Origin of the sequence: Nocardioides pelophilus, assembly GCF_014180685.1 — a bacterium.
GTDB lineage: Bacteria > Actinomycetota > Actinomycetes > Propionibacteriales > Nocardioidaceae > Nocardioides > Nocardioides pelophilus.
In genome coordinates this window covers 1-18,581 of sequence record NZ_JACEHF010000078.1, presented here as the reverse complement: position 1 = coordinate 18,581, position 18,581 = coordinate 1, and the positions used below count along the sequence as shown (strand labels likewise).

Genomic DNA, 18,581 nt, shown 5'->3' with positions numbered 1-18,581 from the left:
ACGACGTGCTGATCACGGCGGCCACGGCGGCGATGCTGCAGGGGGAGGTGGCGCTGGTCTCCCGCGGCAGCATGCCGTTGAAGGGCAAGGCCGAGCCGCTCGAGGTGTTCGCCCCGGCCGGCGAGCCGCTGCCGGAGGGGATGTCCGGCGCGGTCAGCGGGAAGAGCTAGCGCTCCGCCACGCGTCAGACGAGGGGGAGCCGCTTCGGCGCGCGCGGCAGCTCCGCGTAGCCCCGGCGTACGGCGTCGGCCAGCCGCTCGCGCGGGAACGGCCACTCCGCCGCAGCGAGCGCCTCCTCGACCGGAACGCCGCGCCCCGCGAGGTCGCGGATCGTCTCGGAGACCACGCCGATGTCCGAGCGCTGGTCCTGCACGAACGCGCGGTCGACGAGGGCGCCGTGCCCCGGCACGAAGACCGTGTCCCGGGTGCCCAGGTTCATCACCAGGTCGAGGGTCTGCGCCCACTCGAGCGGGTAGGAGTCGGCGCCGAACACGGGCGGCGCGGACTCCTCGACCAGGTCGCCGACCAGCAGCACGTCGCCGTCGGGAACGCGCACCACCAGGTCGCCGCCGGTGTGACCGCGTCCGGGGTACACCAGCTCGACCGCCCGGTCGCCCAGGTCGATGACCGAAGCGCTGGAGAAGGTGTGGTCGGCGGGGAGGATCTCGGTCGCGCAGATGTCCGCGATCCGGGGGTCGTCCTCCGCGGAGGACGAGGCCTTCCACCGCTCGCCCGCGGCCACGGTGCGCGCGGCGGCCTCCTCGGTCGCGTGGATCGGCAGGTCGTCGCCGTACTTCTCGCGGAACGCGACGTTGCCGAAGGTGTGGTCGAAGTGCTCGTGGGTGTTGACCGCGGCGACGACCTCGCCGACGCCGAGGGCGCGGACGTCCTCGATCACCTGGCGCGCCAGCGGCGACGAGGCGTAGGTGTCGACGACGACCAGCCCGCGCTCCCCGCCGACCAACCCGATGTTGACGTCGATGAACTCGTAGCGGGCGACCCAGACTCGGTCGGCGACCTCGGTGAAGGGCATGCTCCGGACGTTAGCCGTCAGCAGATGCCGGCGTGCAGGTGGTCCCGCAGCAGGATGCCGAGCTCGGCGGCAGTCGTGGCCGTCCGCCCGAACCGCAAGGTGCGGGCGTACGCCCCGGAGGTGTCGACCCAGCGGACCTCGACCCGGTCCGGCCTCAGGTCCGCGAGGCGCACCCCGACGACGTCGCGGAGACGGGTGTTCGTGGTGGTGGCGATCGCCTGCCGGAGCTCGTCCTGGTGGCAGTCGTTCGCGTGCTCGACCGACCGCTGGAGGAAGCCGCGGTTGAGCCGGTGAGCGGGGGAGGAGTACGCCGTGAGCGGCACCCGCTGCTGGACCCGCTCCCCGGACGAGCCGACGTAGGTGAGCAGGACGTAGTCGGGTTCGACGCAGACCGTGGCCCGCACCCGGTCGCAGCACGGGCACTCCTCGCGGTCGGCCACGGCGAGCCTGCCGGCGAGGGTCACGGTCGCGCTGCGGGCGGGGGACCCGGGGCGGCCGAGGCCGCTGGCGAGGGTCACCAGCGCGTTCCTCCCGTCGGCGGCTGCGAGCGCCAGGGGGCTCTCGGCGGGACAGGTGAGGACGGGACGGCCGTCGACGTCGCGGAGGTCGAGGCCCGCCTCCTCCCCGTCGTCGCCGTCGTCGAGCCCGGCCGTGATGTCGTCGACGCCGTCGACGACGAGCTGCACGTCGGACGGGCAGGCCAGGATGCTGCGCGCGGCGCCGGCGAGGCGGACCGGGTCGGTCCGGCGGGTGCTGTCGACGGTCACGATCGCTCCTTCGCTCAGTTTAGGTAAGCCTAACCTATTCAAGGTGAACGCGACAGGCGGGACCGTCGCCGTACGCGCCCCTCGCAGACGGGCGGTATTCTTTTGGCACTCACAGGATCCGAGTGCCAGAGGAGGCGAGATGCAGGAGGACCGCAGACTCGCTGTCCTGCGCGCGATCGTGGAGGACTACGTCGCGACCGAGGAGCCGGTCGGCTCCAAGGCACTGGTCGAGCGCCACGGCCTCAACGTCTCGCCGGCGACGATCCGCAATGACATGGCGGCGCTCGAGGAGGAGGGCTACCTCGCGCAGCCGCACACCAGTGCCGGCCGGGTGCCGACCGACAAGGGGTACCGGCTGTTCGTCGACCGGCTGACGACGGTCAAGGCGATGAGTGCCGCCGAGCGGCGCGCCGTCTCGACCTTCCTCGACGGCGCGGTCGACCTCGACGACGTGGTGCACCGCTCGGTCCGGGTGCTCTCGCAGCTGACCCGTCAGGTCGCGGTCGTGCAGTACCCCACCTTGTCGCGCTCGACGGTGCGGCACATCGAGATCGTGCCGTTGTCGCCGTCCCGGCTGCTGGTCGTGCTCATCCTCAGCACGGGGCGGGTGGAGCAGCGCCACGTCGAGCTCGACCACGAGCTCGCCGACGACGACCTCGCCGCCCTGCGCACCCGGGTCAACCTCACCGCGACCGGTGAACAGATCTCGGATGCCGTGATCGCCCTCAACGGGCTCGTCTCGGGCGACGAGCCCGTGCCCCGGTCGACCGCGGCGGTGGTCGACGCCCTCGTCGACGCGATGAGCGACCACCGCTCCGACGAGCGCATCGCCGTCGGCGGCACCGCCAACCTCGCCCGCTTCGGCGACAGCTTCGACTCCGCCGTCCGTCCGCTGCTCGAGGCGCTCGAGGAGCAGGTGGTGCTGCTCAAGCTCCTCGGCGAGGCGACCACCGGCGGTGCGGTCACCGTGCGGATCGGCGCCGAGGGCCCCTACCAGGAGCTCTCGTCGACCAGCGTGGTCGCCACCGGCTACGGACCCGACGACGCACTCGCGTCGCTCGGCATCGTCGGTCCGACGCGGATGGACTACCCCAGCACGATCGCGGCGGTCCGAGCCGTCGCGCGCTACGTGTCGAGGATCCTCGACGAGGGCTGACCGGCCCCGCGCCAGCGAAGAACCACTCCAGAGACCCCACACAAGCCCCAGACAAGCCCCAGACAAGCCCCAGAGAAGCCCAGAGAAGCAAGGACGCACGTGAGCCAGGACCTGTACGACCTCCTCGGTGTCGCCCGCGACGCGGATGCCGACACCATCAAGAAGGCCTACCGGCGCCTCGCCCGCCAGCTGCACCCCGACGTCAACCCGGACCCCGAGGCGCAGGAGCAGTTCAAGCAGGTGACGGCCGCCTACGAGGTGCTGTCGGACCCGCAGAAGCGGTCGGCCTACGACCGCGGCGGTGACCCGTTCGCCGGCGGCTTCGGCGGCCAGGGCGCGGGCTTCTCCTTCACCGACATCATGGACGCGTTCTTCGGTGGAGCTGCGGGCGGAGCCGGCAACCGCGGCCCGCGCCCGCGCGTGCGGCGCGGCCAGGACGCCCTCATCCGGATCGAGGTCGAGCTCGCCGAGGCGGCCTTCGGCGTCTCCCGCGAGCTCAAGGTCGACACCGCGATCCGCTGCACGACCTGCGGCGGCGACGGTGCGGCTCCCGGCAGTGAGCCGGTGGGCTGCGAGACCTGCCACGGCCAGGGCGAGGTGGCGCAGGTGCAGCGCTCGTTCCTCGGCGAGATCCGCACCCTGCGGCCGTGCCCGTCGTGCCGCGGCTTCGGCACGATCATCCCCGACCCGTGCCGCGAGTGCGCCGGCGAAGGACGGGTCCGCTCGCGCCGTACCCTCACCGTGAAGATCCCCGCCGGCGTCGACACCGGCACCCGGGTCCAGCTCAGCGAGCAGGGCGAGGTCGGCCCGGGCGGTGGCCCGCCGGGCGACCTGTACGTCGAGATCCACGTCGCGCCCCACCCGACGTTCATCCGCGACGGCAACGACCTGCACTGCACGGTCGTCGTGCCGATGTCGGCGGCCGCGCTCGGCACCTCTCTCGAGCTGCCCACGCTCGAGGCCGACCTGGTCGGGGCCGACGGCGCCGCGGCGTCCGGGCTCGAGACCGAGTTCGGCCTCGACATCGCCCCCGGCACCCAGTCCGGTCACGAGAGCGTGATCCGCGGACAGGGCGTCCCCGGGCTTCGCGGCGGACGCGGCGACCTGATCGTCACGGTCGTGGTGGAGACGCCGACCCGGTTGGACGACCGGCAGGAGCAGCTGCTCCGCGAGCTCGCTGCGCTGCGCGGCGAGGAGCAGCCCCTCGGGCACGTGCGGCCCGCCCAGAAGTCGGTGTTCGGCCGGCTCCGCGACGCGTTCACCGGACACTGACGGACGACCGGTGACCCTCCCGCAGCACCTGGTGCCGTCGCTGACCGGGGTCACGGTCGGCGACACGGTCACGGTCGAGGGCGACGAGGCCCACCACGCCGTCGTCGTACGCCGCCTGCGGGTCGGCGAGCCGGTCACGCTGGCCGACGGCGTCGGGCTGGTCGCCACCGGCGAGGTCGCTGCGACCTCGAAGCGCTCCTTCGACGTGCGGGTGACCGCGGTCGACGAGCACGCGGAGCCGACGCCCACGGTGACCGTCGTGCAGGCGTTGCCGAAGGGTGATCGCGGCGAGCTCGCGGTCGAGGTGCTCACCGAGGTCGGCGTGGCGCGGATCGTCCCGTGGGCAGCCGCGCGCAGCGTCGCCGTGTGGAAGGGCGAGCGGGCCGCGAAGTCGCACGCGAAGTGGCGGACCACCGCCCGCGAGGCGGCCAAGCAGGCCCGGCGGGCCTGGCACCCGGTCGTGTCCTCGCTGGCCTCGACGGCGGAGCTGGAGACGCTGGTCGAAGGCGCCGACCTCGCTGTGGTGCTGCACGAGGAGGCGACCGAGCCGATCGGAGCGATCGCGGTCCCCGACGCGGGCGAGATCGTGGTCGTGGTCGGTCCCGAGGGAGGGCTCACCGACGACGAGGTGGCCGAGTTCGTGCGGTCCGGCGCGGTCGCCGTACGACTGGGTGACGAGGTGCTCCGCACCTCCACCGCCGGCGTCGCCGCGGTCGCCGCGCTGCTGGCGCAGACGGGGCGCTGGGGCGGCTAGTTTCGTTCATCACGGGATGCAGCCGAATGGACACTTCCCAGCCCCAATTCGTGCGGGGGAGTGAACATTCGGCTGCATCCCTTGAGAAACGGGCACCCGCACGGGTGATCAGCGCGCGAGCAGCGCCTCGACCCGGGAGACCTCCTCGTCGAGCTCGACCTGCTCGGCCTTCGTGAGGTCGCGGTGGAGCCGGTCGATCTCGACCCGCCCGTCGACGATCCGCCAGATCCCGGCCAGCCAGCCGTCGACGAACAGGGTGTTGCCCATCCCGCCGTTGGTGCCCATCCAGGACTTCCGCGCTTCGGGGTCGGTCACCCGGTCGCGGCCGGCGTGGGACAACCAGACGTTGTCGTAGGTGCCGAGCAGGCGGACCGGCGCGGGCGCGTCCTCGTCGGCGATCGGGGCATCCGCGAGGTCGTAGAGGACCCGGCCGTCCTCGTCCTCGTGCTGGACCAGGTCGTCCATGGCCTTGAGGACCGGCCCCAGCCGGGTGACCGCGGACCAGGCGGTGACGTCGGCCGGGGTGGCGGGCCCGAAGGCGCGAAGGTAGCGGCGCACCAGGTCGGGGACGTCGGGCTCGGCCATCGGCACGCCGGTCCACCGGTCGACGTAGTCGTAGACCACCCCGCCGGACTGCTTCCAGCAGCCCCGCGGCGGCAGCTGGGCGAGCGGCGCGATGCTGCGGGCGAGCTGACCGAGCTGCGTCGGGGGATAGGGAAAGCGTTCGGCCAGCCGGAGCCCGATCTCCTTCTGGGGGAGCGGCCCGTCGGCGAGGACCTCGCGCAACGCCCGTTCGGCGTCGGTCCGGTCGATGTCGCGGGCGTCGCCGATGGACTGGCTGACCCTGATCTCCTGCTCGATCCGCGGCGCCACCCACGGGCGGAGCGCGGCGGCGTCCTCCGGGGTCAGCAGGTGGATGGTGCCGCGCATCGTCAGCAGCCGCACCAGGCGTCGCTGCTCGAGCAGCGCGCTGACCTGGAGCGGTTCGACGGACGTGAGGCGGGCCGCGAGCGAGAGGTAGGGAGGGAGGTTCTCCTGGGCCTGGAGCCCGATCAGGTGCCGGACCATCGCCTCCGGTGACAGGGTGGCCCGGGCGAGGAGGTGTTGGCGCTGGAGCAGGGTGCGGTTCAGGCGCTGCCGGGTCAGACGCATACGCGGACACTAGTCTTCGGCACAGACAGTCACGCTCAGGCGGAAGGGGAAGTCATGGCGTTGGTCCGCCTGCCGTCGCTGCACCGGGTTCCCGACGGGATCGAGGGTCGCGATCCCGAGTTCATCCGCCGGACGCTGCCGCGGCTCTGGCTCGCCTTCGAGCTGTACTTCCGAGCCGAGGTCGACGGGTTCGAGCACGTTCCGGACGAGCCGGTGCTGTTCGTCGGCAACCACAGCGGCGGCGCGAGCGTGCCGGACACCTGGCTGTTCCTGCTCGCCTACAACACCTACTTCACCGTCGAGGGCCGGCCGATGATCGGCCTCGCCCACCGGATCATCACCGACACTCCGCTCGTCGGCGACCTCGCGCGCCGCTTCGGCATGGTCAAGGCCGGGCCGCACCGCGCGCGGGAGCTGCTCGACCAAGGGGCGAACGTGCTGGTCTACCCCGGAGGTGACGTCGAGGCCCTGCGGCCGACCCGCGACCGCAACCGGATCGTGTTCGACGGGCGCAAGGGGTTCCTCAAGCTCGCCCACGACGCCGGCGTGAAGATCGTCCCGGTGGTGGCCACCGGCGGCCAGGAGACGATGCTCATCTTCAACGACGGCCGCCGGACCGCCAAGGCGCTCGGCTTCGACAAGCTGCTCCGGGTGAAGTCGCTGCCGCTGACGCTGAGCCTGCCGTGGGGCTTCCTGCCCGGCGGGCTGCCGAACATCCCGCTCCCGGCCAAGATCCGGATGCAGGTGCTGCCTCCGATCGACCTGCGGGAGCGGTACGGCGACGACCCCGACTGGGACGCCGCCTACGACTACGTGACGTCCACGATGCAGGTCGCGCTGTCCTCGCTGGGTGCCCGCTCGATCCTCCCGGTGCTGGGCTGATGGCGACGACCGCGACCGAGTCGATCGTCGTACGACGCCCGGTCGACGTGGTCGCCAAGGTCACCACCGACCCCGGGGTGCTCCTGCCCCTCGTCGCCGGTCTTGGCCGGTTCGCCTTCATCGGCCGCCACGAGGACGGCACCGAGGAGTGGGACATGTTCCTCGACATCGGTGCGATCCACGTCGGCGGCCGGGTGCTCGTCGTCACCGCGGAGCGGAGCCTGACCTGGCGCTCGGTGCGCGGCACCCGCCACTCGATGGTGGTCGAGGTGACCGACCACCCGGACGGTGCCGTCGTCACGATGGCGATGACCGTCCAGCTGGGCGGCCTGGTGCTGGGGCGGGCGGCGGAGCTGCTCGCCCGCGGCATCGCGGGCCGGCATCTCGTCGCCGGTCTCGAGCAGCTCCGCCACCACCTGGAGTTCGGACCCGCCGGCCCCTGAGCCAGCTCTGGCCTGCGTCCGATCCAGGTCGCGTGACCCGCTGGCGCGCGGGACGTTGAGCGAGCGTGCACACCCGTATCGCGACCGCCGTGGCCCTGGTCGCCGGCATCGTCAGCATCCCGTCCGCGCAGGCGCTGGCCGACCGTCCCGCTCCCACCGCAGCAGCCGCACGGCCGGTCGCCGTACGGGCGACCGCGCAGGAGGAGCAGCGACCGGCTGCGACCGACCGCCGCCAGGTCCGCCGGACCCGCGACGGCCACGCCGGACGGCGCCCGACTGCACCGACGGCACCGACCGCACGGACCGCGCCGACCGCACCGGCGGGCCGCACGGCCACGGCGCCGGCCCGCACCGAGCGGGAGCGGTCGAGCACCTTCCGGGAGTACGTCTCGCTCGGGGACTCCTGGTCGGCGGACGTGGTCTTCCTCGACGCCCACGGCGTCCCCGACGACACCCACGTGCCGATCGACTGCGCGCAGTCGCACGTGAACTACCCGAAGCTGGTGGCGAAGGAGCTCGCCATCCCGGTGCATCGCGACGCGACCTGCGGCTCGGCCACGACCGACCACTTCGCCGGACCGCAGTCGTTGCCCCTGGGCGGCACCAACCCGCCGCAGTACGACCGGCTGACGCGGAGGACGGACCTGGTCACCGTCGGCATCGGCGGCAACGACGCCGGCTTCGCCGGTGCGGCGCTCGCCTGCATCAGCCTGCTGCCGATCGAGACGATCCCGATGGACCTGCTGCCGCTCCCGGACCTGCCGGTGCCGCTGTTCTCGACGGAGACGCTGCCGGTCGGCGGCTGCAAGCGCTACTTCACCGCGGGCGGTGTCGACCGCTTGGCCGTGGCCATCGAGCGGTCCGAGATCAAGCTGGTGAAGGCGTTCCGGCGGATCCACCAGATCTCACCGCGGGCCCGCATCCTCGCGTTGAACTACCTCGCGGCCGTGCCGAAGCAGGGCTGCTGGCCGGTCGTGCCGGTGACCAACGGCGACATGGCCTATCTCCACGCGACGTTCCTCAAGCTCAACGCGATGGTGGCCCGGGCCGCGCGGCGCGGGGGAGCGGAGCTCGTCGACACCTTCACCCCGACCCTGGGGCACGACATGTGCCAGGCCCCGAACGTGCGGTACGCCGAGGCCCTCGGCCCGTCGGTCAACGACCCCGCGCTCGGCGTACCTGCCCACCCCAACTCGGCCGGCGCGCGAGCCCAGGCGCAGGTCGTCCTGGACTACCTGCGGACGCACTGACACCAGCGCGGGCTCGGAGCGGTCCCTCGCCGCGCATCGTCGAGGACGTCATACGGCCAGGCCCCTATGCCCGCCGGGACGTATGACGTTGCGCGGGACGTCATACGCCCCGGGGTCAATGACTGAACGGACGTATGACGTCCCGCCCGGCTCGCGCGGACGCACCTCTCAGCAGCTGAGGGTGCGTCGGCGGGGTGCTGTGCTCACTCGACGATGATCGTCTTGGTGTCCTCGGTCGGGCCGCCGCCCTCACCGCCGGACGGGTCGTCGGTCATCGCGACGAAGGTGTACTCGCCGGGGGCGAGGCTGCTGACGTCGACGTCGGTCTGCCAGGGGTAGAGGCCGTCGATCCAGCCCTCGGCCGTCGCGAACCCCTCGAGGACCATCGCTCCGGTGTCGTCGAGCACCTGCCACGGCACCGTGGCCTCGAACGAGCTGGCCTCGCCCTTCGCCGTGAACGACCCGCTCACGGTGGCGTCCTCCTGCGGGGACAGGACGTTCACGAAGCCGCGTACGTCGAGCTCGGGCGCCGCCTCGACGGTGCCCGAGACGCCGAGGTACGACGACTTGTCGCCATCGAGGTAGAAGTCGACCCCGCCGTTCATGCCCTCCTCCTCGCCCTCGCCGGCCTGGGACAGCAGCGTGTAGACGATCTGCTGCAGGGCGAGGTCGACGTCGGCCTTCGACATCCCGTCGGGCCGGGTCGTCCACTGCTCGCCGGTGAGGGTCAACGAGTAGAAGCCGTCGTCGCCGATGCCGTCGAAGCCGGCGTCGGTCTCGAGGCTGCCGGCAGGGACGACGGTGCGGTAGTCGGCGTCGGCCACGTCGCCGCCCAGCAGCAGCGCGATCGACTCCGCGATCGGGTTGTCGGCCTCGACCTCCCGCTGCTCAGCGAACAGGCGCGGGCCCTGTGGGGTGTCGGCCACGAAGAAGAGGGGCACCGCGGTGGTCGCCGGCGGGGCGACAGACGTCCCGTCGTCCGTGGTCGGCTCCTCCGAGACGGGAGTGGTCGGGTCGACCGGGTCGGAGGTCTCCGAAGCGGGCGTCGATGCCGGGTCGTCGGCACTGGTGGGCTCGTCGTCGCCGCACCCGGCCAACACGAGGGAGGCGAGCGTCGCGGTGATGACGAGGGGGAAGGCGTGTCGCTTCATGGTTCGATCCTTGCGCTGGGAGGTGGTCAGCGGACGGTGATGGTCCGCGTGTCGCTGAAGTCGGCGGTCTGGTCGGAGGTCTGGCCCACGTCGGTGACGCTCACTACGAAGACGTAGTCGCCGGGCGCGAGGTCGCTGATGTCGACCTCGTCGATCTCCCAGCCGGGCGCGCCGAGCGTGGCCCGGGCGTCCGGCCCGGTGATGTCGACTGCGAGCGCGCGGCCGTCGCGGACGACCTGGCCGCCCTGCAGGAGCGCCCAGTCCACGTCGGTCACGTAGGTGGCCATGGTGCCGTTGGCCCGCAGCGTGCCGTCCTCGACGGCGAGGTCCTCGGCCGGGTCGGTGATGTTGACGGGCGCGGTCACGTCGTACGACCGGTCGCGCTCGACGACGGCGCCGACGCGCAGGCCGAGCACCTGCCGCGCGGGCTCGCCGTTCCACTCGAAGGACACGGGCAGGGCGTCGCCGAGCGCGGCCTCGGCGGTGTAGACCGCCTGCTGGACGCCGTAGCGGCCGACGCCGGCGCCGTCGCTCCCCTGGAGGGCGGCGTCGGTGCCGAGCTCGACGATCACCCGGTCGTCCTCGACCCGCACCGCGGCGAAGGAGTCCGCCGGCCACAGCGTCCGGTAGTCGGGGTCGCGGGGTCCGACGTCGGCGGTGAGCCGCTCCAGGGCGAGCAGGACCCGCTCCGCAGGATCGGTGGTGGTGCCGATGGCCTGGAACTCGCGGAACAGCCGCGGCCCGCTGTCCGTGTCCGCGACGTAGTAGATCCCCGCCGCCGAGGTGATCGGGATGGCCGTGGACGTGCCCGCGACCGGGGGCCGGTCGTCGGGGTTCCGGTCGTCGTCGCCCCATCCGCTCACCAGGAAGGTCGCGGCGACGACGGTCGCCGCGACCGCGCCGGCACCGACGAGCACCGGCGCCCACCGCCGGGCGCTGGAGGTACGGCGGGCGCGGGTCCGGCGCCGGACCTCGGCCAGCCCGTCGCGGGGCGCGACGTCGGCGACGGCGTCGTGGAAGAGCGCGCGCATGCGGTCGTCGCCGGGCTCCGGGATCGGGTCGTGCGGGTTCATGAGTCGGTCCTCAGGTCCGGGCCGAGCTGCTCGAGGATCGGCCGCAGGGTGGCGGCGCCGCGCGACGCATGGCTCTTCACCGCGCCGCGGCTGATCCCGAGGGTCTCGGCGATCTCCGCCTCGGACAGGTCGAGGTAGTAGCGCAGCGCGAGCACCTCGCGCTGGCGACGGGGAAGCTGCTGCAGGGCGTCCAGCACCATCCGCCGCCGGCTGTCCCCGAGCACCGGGCGGTCGGCTCCGGGCGCCGTCTCGGGGGCTTGCTGGCGGGCGAGGTAGCGGGTCACCACGCCGCGGTGCCGCAGCGCCGAGCGAGACCGGTTGACCACCGCCTGGCGCAAGTAGGCCAACGCCTTCTCCGGGTCGGTCAGCCGGTCCCACCGCTGGTGCACGGCGACGAGCGCGTCCTGCACGATCTCCTCGGCCATCCCCTGGTCGTGGACCAGCAGCACCGAGAGCCGGACCAGCCGGTCCCAGTGGGCGAGGTAGAGCGCCTCGACCGCGGCGTCGGCGTCGGTCGGGCCACCGGACTGGGCGTCCGGGCGGGTCTCGGTCACGCCGAATCCCCAAGCGGAGTGCGCGGCGGTCCCGCGAGCGACTGCATAGGCGATCACGCTAGTTCCACGCGCGGGCCCGGGGTTGGGTTGACGTCGGCGCGCCCTGATTTGGGAGGGTGGGGAGGTGACCTCTCCCCAAGACCCGACGTGCCTGTTCTGCAAGATCGTCGCGGGCGACATCCCGGCGACGATCGTCCACGAGTCCGAGACGACCGTCTCGTTCCGCGACCTCAATCCCCAGGCGCCGACGCACATCCTGGTGATCCCGCGCAGCCACTACCCCAACGCAGCCGCACTCGCCGCGGCCGAGCCCGCCACCGCGGCCCATCTCTTCGACGCCGCCCGGGAGATCGCGCAGCAGGAGGGCATCGACGGTGCGGACGGGGGCTACCGGATGGTCCTCAACACCGGCGCCGCCGCTCACCAGACCGTCTTCCACGCCCACCTGCACGTGCTGGGCGGCCGGCCGATGACCTGGCCTCCCGGCTAGAAGGCGGCGAGGAGCCGCATCACGGCGAACAGCACCGGAAGCCCGAAGACGACGAGCAGCAGCCAGGCCGTGATCCGGTGGTAGGGCTTGGTGCTGTCCAGTGAGCCGGCGAAGTCGAGCAGCGCGCCGTCGGGCACGTGGTGGGTCAGCCCGAGCCGGCGGGCCTCTTCGGGCAGGTGGTTGCCGGGGAACCAGCACGGCTCGGCGTCGTCAGCGAGATCGACCGCCTCGTCGTCGTACTCGTCACCGTGCGCCATGCGCACACGGTACGCGCCCGACGGTCGGCTCCGGGGACTAAATCGGATCGGCCCGCGCGTTGATCCGGCGTACCATGTGAGACGCCCTGTCGCCGTACCAGGAAGGCCGCCCAGTCCGGGCAAGGATGACCAACACACCTCCGCACCTGACCCGTCACACCGTCGTGGTGCCCAACAGCATCGACATGGTCAGCCTGCTCGGCCCCGGGGACGAGCACCTCGGCATGATCGAGCGCAGCTTCGGCTGCGAGATCCACGTCCGCGGCAACCGGATCACGCTGCACGGCGACCCCGGTGAGGTCGCGCTCGGCGAGCGGCTGCTCGACGAGCTGGTGGCGATCATCCGCACCGGCCAGGGAGTGACGCCCGAGACCGTCGAGCGGGTGATCGGCATGCTCCGCGCCGAGACCACCGAGCGGCCGGCCGACGTGCTCTCGCTCAACATCCTGAGCAACCGCGGTCGTTCGATCCGGCCCAAGACGGTCAACCAGAAGCGCTACGTCGAGGCGATCGACAAGCACACGATCACCTTCGGCATCGGTCCCGCCGGCACGGGCAAGACCTACCTCGCCATGGCCAAGGCCGTGCAGGCGCTGCAGTCCAAGCAGGTCAACCGGATCATCCTGTCCCGCCCGGCGGTCGAGGCGGGGGAGAAGCTCGGCTTCCTCCCCGGCACGCTGAGCGAGAAGATCGACCCCTACCTGCGACCGTTGTACGACGCGCTCCACGACATGATCGACCCGGAGTCGATCCCGAAGCTGCTGGCCGCCGGCACGATCGAGGTCGCACCGCTCGCCTACCTGCGGGGCCGGTCGCTCAACGACTCGTTCATCGTCCTCGACGAGGCGCAGAACACCACGCCCGAGCAGATGAAGATGTTCCTCACCCGGCTGGGCTTCGGGTCCAAGATCGTGGTCACCGGTGACGTCACCCAGGTCGACCTGCCCTCGGGCACGACCTCCGGGCTCCGGATCGTCGAGGACATCCTCGACGGCGTCGACGACCTGACGTTCGTCCGGCTGACCGCCCACGACGTGGTCCGGCACAAGCTGGTCGGCCGGATCGTCGAGGCGTACGACGTCTACGACGCGCGTGCCGAGCAGGTCCATCCGGCCCCGGTCGCGCGGTCCAAGCGTCGCGATGGATGATTCACCCGTGAGCATCGAGGTCATCGACGAGTCCGGCACCGGCATCGATGTGAAGCACCTGGTCCGGCTGAGCCGGTTCGTGATGGACCAGATGCGGGTGCACCCGCTCGCCGAGCTCTGCATCAAGGCCGTCGACGAGGCCACCATCGCGCAGCTCAACCAGCAGTGGATGGAGAAGGAGGGCCCGACCGACGTGCTCGCCTTCCCGATGGACGAGCTGCGGCCCGGCCTGGTGTCCGACGAGCCGGAGCCCGGGGACACCGCCGTCCTGGGCGACCTCGTGCTCTGCCCCGCCGTCGCCGAACGACAGGGGGAGGCGGCCGGGCACGGCACCCTCGCCGAGCTCGAGCTGCTGACCGTGCACGGCATCCTCCACCTCCTCGGCTACGACCACGCGGAGCCCGAGGAGCACAAGGAGATGTTCGGGTTGCAGGACCAGCTCCTTGTCGAGTGGCGGGCCGCTCCGACGGCCACCGGCTGATCGGGCAGAGGTCACTCGATGACGACCGGCGACCTGTGGTTGCTCGTCACCGCGGCGGTCCTCGTCGTGCTGGCCGGGCTCTTCGCCGCGGCCGACGCGGCGCTCGGCGGCTTCTCGCGCGCCCGCGCGGGCGAGCTGGAGGCCGAGTCGCGCCCGGGCGCGGAACGGCTGGTCGTCGTGCTCGACGACGCGCCGCCGTACCTCAACACCGCGCTGTTCGTCCGGATGCTCTGCGAGATCGCGGCCATCGTCCTGGTGACCGTGCTGGTCACCGACTACGTCCACCAGTCGTTCTGGGCGCAGGTCGGGCTGGCGACCGGCGTCATGCTCGTCGTGTCGTTCGTGGTCGTCGGCGTCGCCCCCCGCACCCTCGGTCGCCAGCACGCCGACGCGGTCGCGCTGTGGTCGGCCTGGCCGTTGTGGGCGCTCACCCGGATCCTCGGTCCGTTCCCGAAGCTGCTGATCCTGATCGGCAACGCGATCACCCCGGGCCGCGGCTTCCGCAAGGGACCGTTCTCGACCGAGACCGAGCTGCGCGAGCTGGTCGACATCGCCGAGGCGTCGGCGGTCATCGAGTCCGGCGAGCGGAAGATGATCCACTCCGTCTTCGAGCTGGGCGACACGACGGTGCGTGAGGTGATGGTGCCGCGCGGCGACGTGGTCTACATCGAGACCTACAAGAACCTGCGGCAGACCATGTCCCTCTTTCTCCGCTCCGGGTTCTCGCGGGTTCCGGTGATCGGCGAGAACCTCGACGACGTGCGCGGCTTCGCCTACCTCAAGGACGTCGTGCGCCGGGACTTCGAGGCTCCCGACGTCGAGCTGACCCAGCGGGTCGAGGAGATCATGCGGCCGGTCGTCTGGGTGCCGGACTCGAAGCCGGTCGACGACCTGATGCGCGAGATGCAGGCGCGCCGCCAGCACATCGCCATCGTCGTCGACGAGTACGGCGGCACGGCCGGCCTGATCACCATCGAAGACCTGCTCGAGGAGATCGTCGGCGAGATCACCGACGAGTACGACGAGGACCGGGTCGACGTCGAGCACCTCGGCGACGGTGACGTGCGGGTCTCGTCGCGCTACCCGATCGACGACCTCGACGAGCTGTTCGGCTTCGACGTCGAGGAGGAGGACGTCGACTCCATCGGCGGTCTGATGGCCAAGCACCTCGGCAAGGTCCCGATCCCCGGCTCGACCGTCGAGTGCCACGGGCTCCGCTTCGAGGCCGAGCAGGCCGCCGGGCGTCGCAACAAGATCGGGACCGTCCGGATCCGGCTGCTCGAGCCACCCGCTGCCGAGGAGACCGCTCCCCGGCAGTCCCGTGACCATGCCGACAACAACGGCCGATAATGGTCGGCATGCCTGACCTCTCCGCCGAGGACAAGAAGCTGGTCACCCTCGCGCGCGCCACCCGCGCCCGGATCGGCGCGGCCGAGGGCGCGGCCGCCCGCGACACCGACGGCCGCACCTACGCCGCCGCGACCGTCGACCTCCCGTCCCTGCAGCTCACCGCCGTTCAGGCGTGCGTCGCGATGGCGGTCGCCTCCGGCTCGTCCGGCGTCGACGCCCTCGTCCTGCGGGGGGAGTCGGACGACCTGGCGGCGGCCGACGCCGCCGCGCTCGGCGACTTCGCCGGCAGCAGCGGCGTCCTCGTCCACCTCGGCGACCCCCGCGGGACCGTTCGGAGCACTCAGACCGTGTGAGCGGAGGGTTCGGCGGGGGGCGACCCGCCCCTGGTCGAGGGGCGGGCCCGCCGCTTCGGCGCCGAGCCACCACGATCGCTCGCACCGCGAGCAGGAACGCGACCCGAGCGAAGCACGTGGGGGAGCCGACGCACGGTTACGAATCCTGGCACGCAGGCGGGGATCGTGAGGCGAAATCGGGCAGCTCCTCGGCAAAAGAATCGGCCGGGATGAGCGACATCCTGTCGCATCAAAAGCCTCGGTTCCAGAAACCGAATTGTCACCTCCGAGGGGTAGTTTTCCTGCCATGGCAGAGCGTGCCTGGGAAGACCACGCGCGAGCCGTCGCTCGGCTCGGGTCGTCGTACCGCGCCATCGCCCCGGGTGAGCCGGTGCGGTTGGCGAAGCAGACCACCAACCTGTTCCGGCCGCGCGCCGCGAGCTCGGCGCCCGGCCTGGACGTCAGCGGGCTGGGCGGGGTCATCCAGGTCGATGCCCACCCGACCGGCGGTCCGCCGACGGCCGACGTCCAAGGCATGTGCACCTACGAGCGCCTGGTCGACGCGACGCTCCCTCATGGGCTGATGCCCCTGGTGGTGCCCCAGCTGCGCACGATCACCCTCGGCGGTGCGGTGACCGGTCTCGGGATCGAGTCGACCAGCTTCCGCAGCGGGCTGCCGCACGAGTCGGTGCTCGAGATGGACGTCTTCACCGGCTCCGGTGAGGTCGTCACCGTTCGCCCCGGCGACGACCTCTTCGACGCGTTCCCCAACTCCTACGGCAGTCTCGGCTACGCGACCCGACTCCGGATCGTGCTCGAGCCGGTGCCGTCGTACGTCGCGCTCCGGCACGTCCGGTTCGACGACCCCGGCCTGCTCGCCAAGACGGTCGAGGAGGTCACCCAGACCCGGGAGTACGACGGCGCGGTGGTCGACGGTCTCGACGGCGTCGCGTTCGGGCCGGGTGAGTACTACCTCACCCTCGCCCGCTGGACCGACGCCCTCCCGCCTCGATCAGCGGTGTCCGACTACACCGGCCAGCAGATCTACTTCCGCTCGATCCAGGAGAAGCAGACCGACCTGCTCACGATCTACGACTACCTCTGGCGGTGGGACACCGACTGGTTCTGGTGCTCGGGGGCGTTCGGCGCCCAGCACCCCCTCGTCCGCCGGCTGTGGCCGGCGAGCCGACGTCGCTCCGACGTCTACATGCGGCTGCTCCAGCTCGACCGCAGGTTCGCGATCGCGGACCGGCTCGACCGGCGCGCGGGCCGGCCGCTCCGGGAGCGGGTGGTGCAGGACGTCGAGGTCCCGGTCGACCGGCTTCCCGAGTTCCTCGACTGGTTCGACGCCGAGGTCGGGATGCGGCCGGTGTGGCTCTGCCCGCTCGTCGCCCGGCGCGCCTGGACCGCCTACCCGCTCGACCCGGGGCGCACCTACGTCAACGTCGGTTTCTGGGGCACGGTCCACGTCGGTCCCGACGCCGTGAACGCCCCTCGCAACCGGGCGATCGAGGCCAAGGTCCACGAGCTCGGCGGCCACAAGAGCCTCTACTCCGAGTCGTTCTACGACGCCGACACCTTCGACCGGCTCTACAACGGTCCGGCCCTGGCCGCCGTGAAGCGCCGCTACGACCCCGATCACAGGTTGACCACTCTCTACGACAAGGCCGTGAGGAGCCGTTGATGTCCCAGACCCTGACCAAGACCAAGCCCAAGCTCGCCATCGCGGAGGCGTTCGAGAGCCTGATGCGCGAGCCGCTCCCGCTGCGGATCACGGCCTACGACGGCAGCGAGGCCGGCCCCGCGGACGCGCCGTACCGGTTCCACGTCGCCAACGAGCGCGGGCTCAACTACCTGATGAGCTCGCCGGACCCCGACCTCGGCATGGGCCGGGCCTACGTCTCCGGCGACCTCCAGCTGTTCGGCACCCACCCCGGCGACCCGTACGACGCCCTGGTCGTGCTCAAGCACGGCATCAAGTTNGCGGCGGCGCGGCCGGCCGCAGGTGGGCGATGCCGAGCGAGCGCACCTGCGGCCGCCCGCGCCGCCGCCTCAGGAGGCGCCGTCGCGGGTCCGTCGCGTGGTCGACGGCCTCCGGCACAGCCTGACCCGCGACGCCGAGGCGATCAGCCACCACTACGACGTCTCCAACCGCTTCTACGAGATGGTGCTCGGCCCGTCGATGACCTACACCTGCGCGGTGTTCCCGCACGAGGGCGCCACCCTGGAGGAGGCCCAGGCGGCCAAGTACGACCTGGTCGCACGCAAGCTCGACCTCCAGCCGGGTCAGCGGTTGCTCGACCTCGGCTGCGGCTGGGGCGGGATGGTCCGCCACGCGGCCAAGGAGTACGGCGTCAAGGCGCTGGGCGTGACCTTGTCGCGGCAGCAGGCCGAGTGGGCGCAGGAGGAGATCAAGCGCCAGGGACTCGACGACCTGGCCGAGGTGCGGCACCTCGACTACCGGCTGGTCACCGAGGGCGACTTCGACGCGGTGAGCTCGATCGGCCTCACCGAGCACATCGGCGTGCGCAACTACCCGGCGTACTTCGGGTTCGTCATGGACAAGCTGAAGCCGGAAGGACGGCTCCTCAACCACTGCATCACCCGGGCCAACAACCGCCAGTCGACGCGGACCGGCGAGTTCATCGACCGCTACGTCTTCCCGGACGGCGAGCTCGCCGCGCCCGGCCGGCTGGTCAGCGCGGTGCACGACGCGGGGTTCGAGGTGCACGACGTCGAGAACATCCGTCTCCACTACGCCCGGACCCTCGCTGGCTGGTGTGCCAACCTCGAGGCCAACTGGGACGAGTGCGTCGCGGAGGTGGGCGAGAACACCTGCCGGGTGTGGGGCCTCTACATGGCAGGTTCGCGGCTCGCGTTCGAGCGCAACGAGATCCAGCTCCACCACATCCTGGCGGCGAAGGTCGGCGCCGACGGTGGCAACGGGTTCCCCCTGCGCCCGACCTGGTAGTTCGATCGAGTGAAATCTGGGGCCACCTGACCGATTCGGCTGCCGACGGCCTCCGGTAGTGGCAG

20 protein-coding genes are annotated in these 18,581 nt (G+C 71.8%); 13 read left to right on the top strand and 7 right to left on the bottom strand.

Features of this window, described 5'->3' with window-relative positions:
* Positions 1-184: 184 nt before the first annotated feature.
* Positions 185-1,033 (bottom strand): MBL fold metallo-hydrolase, encoded by an 849-nt coding sequence (locus H0488_RS13525; RefSeq protein ID WP_183099798.1) that lies wholly within the window; start codon positions 1,031-1,033, stop codon positions 185-187.
* Positions 1,034-1,050: 17 nt separating this feature from the next.
* Complete coding sequence (locus tag H0488_RS13520; protein WP_183099797.1) at positions 1,051-1,800, bottom strand: hypothetical protein; 750 nt, start codon at positions 1,798-1,800, stop codon at positions 1,051-1,053.
* A gap of 139 nt (positions 1,801-1,939) precedes the next feature.
* Between H0488_RS13520 and hrcA the strand changes: the two genes are divergently transcribed.
* The 3 genes from hrcA (at position 1,940) to H0488_RS13505 (ending at position 4,982) form a co-directional block, all read left to right on the top strand.
* A complete protein-coding gene (gene hrcA, locus H0488_RS13515) occupies positions 1,940-2,956 on the top strand; it encodes a heat-inducible transcriptional repressor HrcA (RefSeq protein WP_183099796.1) in 1,017 nt (338 codons plus the stop codon).
* 99 nt (positions 2,957-3,055) lie between these two features.
* The gene (gene dnaJ / locus H0488_RS13510) at positions 3,056-4,228 is read left to right on the top strand and encodes a molecular chaperone DnaJ (RefSeq protein ID WP_183099795.1); all 1,173 of its coding nucleotides are present in this window, start codon (positions 3,056-3,058) and stop codon (positions 4,226-4,228) included.
* 10 nt (positions 4,229-4,238) lie between these two features.
* Complete coding sequence (locus tag H0488_RS13505; RefSeq protein ID WP_183099794.1) at positions 4,239-4,982, top strand: 16S rRNA (uracil(1498)-N(3))-methyltransferase; 744 nt, start codon at positions 4,239-4,241, stop codon at positions 4,980-4,982.
* Positions 4,983-5,090: 108 nt separating this feature from the next.
* Here H0488_RS13505 and H0488_RS13500 read toward each other — a convergent pair whose 3' ends face one another.
* Positions 5,091-6,134: a winged helix DNA-binding domain-containing protein gene (locus tag H0488_RS13500; protein ID WP_183099793.1), complete on the bottom strand. Its 1,044-nt coding sequence runs from the start codon at positions 6,132-6,134 to the stop codon at positions 5,091-5,093.
* A gap of 54 nt (positions 6,135-6,188) precedes the next feature.
* Between H0488_RS13500 and H0488_RS13495 the strand changes: the two genes are divergently transcribed.
* The 3 genes from H0488_RS13495 to H0488_RS13485 all read left to right on the top strand — a co-directional run bounded on the left by H0488_RS13495 (position 6,189) and on the right by H0488_RS13485 (position 8,709).
* Positions 6,189-7,016, top strand: a complete 828-nt coding sequence (locus H0488_RS13495; RefSeq protein WP_183099792.1) for a lysophospholipid acyltransferase family protein — start codon at positions 6,189-6,191, stop codon at positions 7,014-7,016.
* Positions 7,016-7,459: an SRPBCC family protein gene (locus H0488_RS13490; RefSeq protein ID WP_183099791.1), complete on the top strand. Its 444-nt coding sequence runs from the start codon at positions 7,016-7,018 to the stop codon at positions 7,457-7,459. The genes H0488_RS13495 and H0488_RS13490 overlap by 1 nt, the downstream gene beginning before the upstream one ends.
* Before the next feature lie 65 nt (positions 7,460-7,524).
* Positions 7,525-8,709 (top strand): SGNH/GDSL hydrolase family protein, encoded by a 1,185-nt coding sequence (locus H0488_RS13485; RefSeq protein WP_183099790.1) that lies wholly within the window; start codon positions 7,525-7,527, stop codon positions 8,707-8,709.
* Between the two features lie 203 nt (positions 8,710-8,912).
* Here the strand turns inward: H0488_RS13485 and H0488_RS13480 are convergent, their stop codons facing one another.
* The 3 genes from H0488_RS13480 to H0488_RS13470 are packed head-to-tail and all read right to left on the bottom strand — an operon-like array spanning position 8,913 to position 11,487.
* Positions 8,913-9,860: a Gmad2 immunoglobulin-like domain-containing protein gene (locus tag H0488_RS13480; protein WP_183099789.1), complete on the bottom strand. Its 948-nt coding sequence runs from the start codon at positions 9,858-9,860 to the stop codon at positions 8,913-8,915.
* Positions 9,861-9,886: 26 nt separating this feature from the next.
* The gene (locus H0488_RS13475) at positions 9,887-10,933 is read right to left on the bottom strand and encodes a GerMN domain-containing protein (protein WP_183099788.1); all 1,047 of its coding nucleotides are present in this window, start codon (positions 10,931-10,933) and stop codon (positions 9,887-9,889) included.
* A complete protein-coding gene (locus tag H0488_RS13470; RefSeq protein WP_312856333.1) occupies positions 10,930-11,487 on the bottom strand; it encodes a SigE family RNA polymerase sigma factor in 558 nt (185 codons plus the stop codon). The genes H0488_RS13475 and H0488_RS13470 overlap by 4 nt, the downstream gene beginning before the upstream one ends.
* Before the next feature lie 124 nt (positions 11,488-11,611).
* Here H0488_RS13470 and H0488_RS13465 point away from each other — a divergent pair, with 124 nt between their 5' ends.
* Entirely contained in the window at positions 11,612-11,977 is a 366-nt protein-coding gene (locus H0488_RS13465) for a histidine triad nucleotide-binding protein (RefSeq protein ID WP_183099786.1), read from the top strand.
* On the opposite strand, the gene H0488_RS13460 is transcribed toward H0488_RS13465, so the two are convergent.
* Positions 11,974-12,234, bottom strand: coding sequence for a hypothetical protein (locus H0488_RS13460; protein WP_183099785.1), 261 nt, complete (start codon positions 12,232-12,234; stop codon positions 11,974-11,976). The genes H0488_RS13465 and H0488_RS13460 overlap by 4 nt on opposite strands.
* Positions 12,235-12,359: 125 nt before the next feature.
* Between H0488_RS13460 and H0488_RS13455 the strand changes: the two genes are divergently transcribed.
* The 6 genes from H0488_RS13455 to H0488_RS13430 all read left to right on the top strand — a co-directional run bounded on the left by H0488_RS13455 (position 12,360) and on the right by H0488_RS13430 (position 18,516).
* On the top strand, positions 12,360-13,382 hold the full coding sequence (locus tag H0488_RS13455; protein WP_183099784.1) for a PhoH family protein: 1,023 nt from the start codon (positions 12,360-12,362) through the stop codon (positions 13,380-13,382).
* Positions 13,383-13,389: 7 nt separating this feature from the next.
* Positions 13,390-13,863, top strand: a complete 474-nt coding sequence (ybeY, locus tag H0488_RS13450; RefSeq protein WP_183099783.1) for an rRNA maturation RNase YbeY — start codon at positions 13,390-13,392, stop codon at positions 13,861-13,863.
* An 18-nt stretch (positions 13,864-13,881) separates the two neighbouring features.
* Positions 13,882-15,213, top strand: a complete 1,332-nt coding sequence (locus H0488_RS13445) for a hemolysin family protein (RefSeq protein WP_183099782.1) — start codon at positions 13,882-13,884, stop codon at positions 15,211-15,213.
* Positions 15,214-15,221: 8 nt separating this feature from the next.
* Entirely contained in the window at positions 15,222-15,566 is a 345-nt protein-coding gene (locus H0488_RS13440; protein ID WP_183099781.1) for a cytidine deaminase-like protein, read from the top strand.
* A 286-nt stretch (positions 15,567-15,852) separates the two neighbouring features.
* On the top strand, positions 15,853-17,229 hold the full coding sequence (locus H0488_RS13435; protein ID WP_183099780.1) for an FAD-binding oxidoreductase: 1,377 nt from the start codon (positions 15,853-15,855) through the stop codon (positions 17,227-17,229).
* 396 nt (positions 17,230-17,625) lie between these two features.
* On the top strand, positions 17,626-18,516 hold the full coding sequence (locus H0488_RS13430; protein ID WP_312856332.1) for a class I SAM-dependent methyltransferase: 891 nt from the start codon (positions 17,626-17,628) through the stop codon (positions 18,514-18,516).
* Positions 18,517-18,581 lie beyond the last annotated feature (65 nt).

What these genes read in the sequence shown, in the direction of transcription:
- H0488_RS13455 (WP_183099784.1), top strand. Translation starts at nt 12,360, where the DNA reads ATGACCAACACACCTCCGCACCTGACCCGTCACACCGTCGTGGTGCCC.
- H0488_RS13495 (WP_183099792.1), top strand. Translation starts at nt 6,189, where the DNA reads ATGGCGTTGGTCCGCCTGCCGTCGCTGCACCGGGTTCCCGACGGGATC.
- H0488_RS13435 (WP_183099780.1), top strand. Translation starts at nt 15,853, where the DNA reads ATGGCAGAGCGTGCCTGGGAAGACCACGCGCGAGCCGTCGCTCGGCTC.
- hrcA (WP_183099796.1), top strand. Translation starts at nt 1,940, where the DNA reads ATGCAGGAGGACCGCAGACTCGCTGTCCTGCGCGCGATCGTGGAGGAC.
- H0488_RS13475 (WP_183099788.1), bottom strand. Translation starts at nt 10,933, where the DNA reads ATGAACCCGCACGACCCGATCCCGGAGCCCGGCGACGACCGCATGCGC.
- H0488_RS13460 (WP_183099785.1), bottom strand. Translation starts at nt 12,234, where the DNA reads ATGGCGCACGGTGACGAGTACGACGACGAGGCGGTCGATCTCGCTGAC.
- H0488_RS13480 (WP_183099789.1), bottom strand. Translation starts at nt 9,860, where the DNA reads ATGAAGCGACACGCCTTCCCCCTCGTCATCACCGCGACGCTCGCCTCC.
- H0488_RS13445 (WP_183099782.1), top strand. Translation starts at nt 13,882, where the DNA reads ATGACGACCGGCGACCTGTGGTTGCTCGTCACCGCGGCGGTCCTCGTC.
- H0488_RS13500 (WP_183099793.1), bottom strand. Translation starts at nt 6,134, where the DNA reads ATGCGTCTGACCCGGCAGCGCCTGAACCGCACCCTGCTCCAGCGCCAA.
- H0488_RS13490 (WP_183099791.1), top strand. Translation starts at nt 7,016, where the DNA reads ATGGCGACGACCGCGACCGAGTCGATCGTCGTACGACGCCCGGTCGAC.
- H0488_RS13440 (WP_183099781.1), top strand. Translation starts at nt 15,222, where the DNA reads ATGCCTGACCTCTCCGCCGAGGACAAGAAGCTGGTCACCCTCGCGCGC.
- H0488_RS13525 (WP_183099798.1), bottom strand. Translation starts at nt 1,033, where the DNA reads ATGCCCTTCACCGAGGTCGCCGACCGAGTCTGGGTCGCCCGCTACGAG.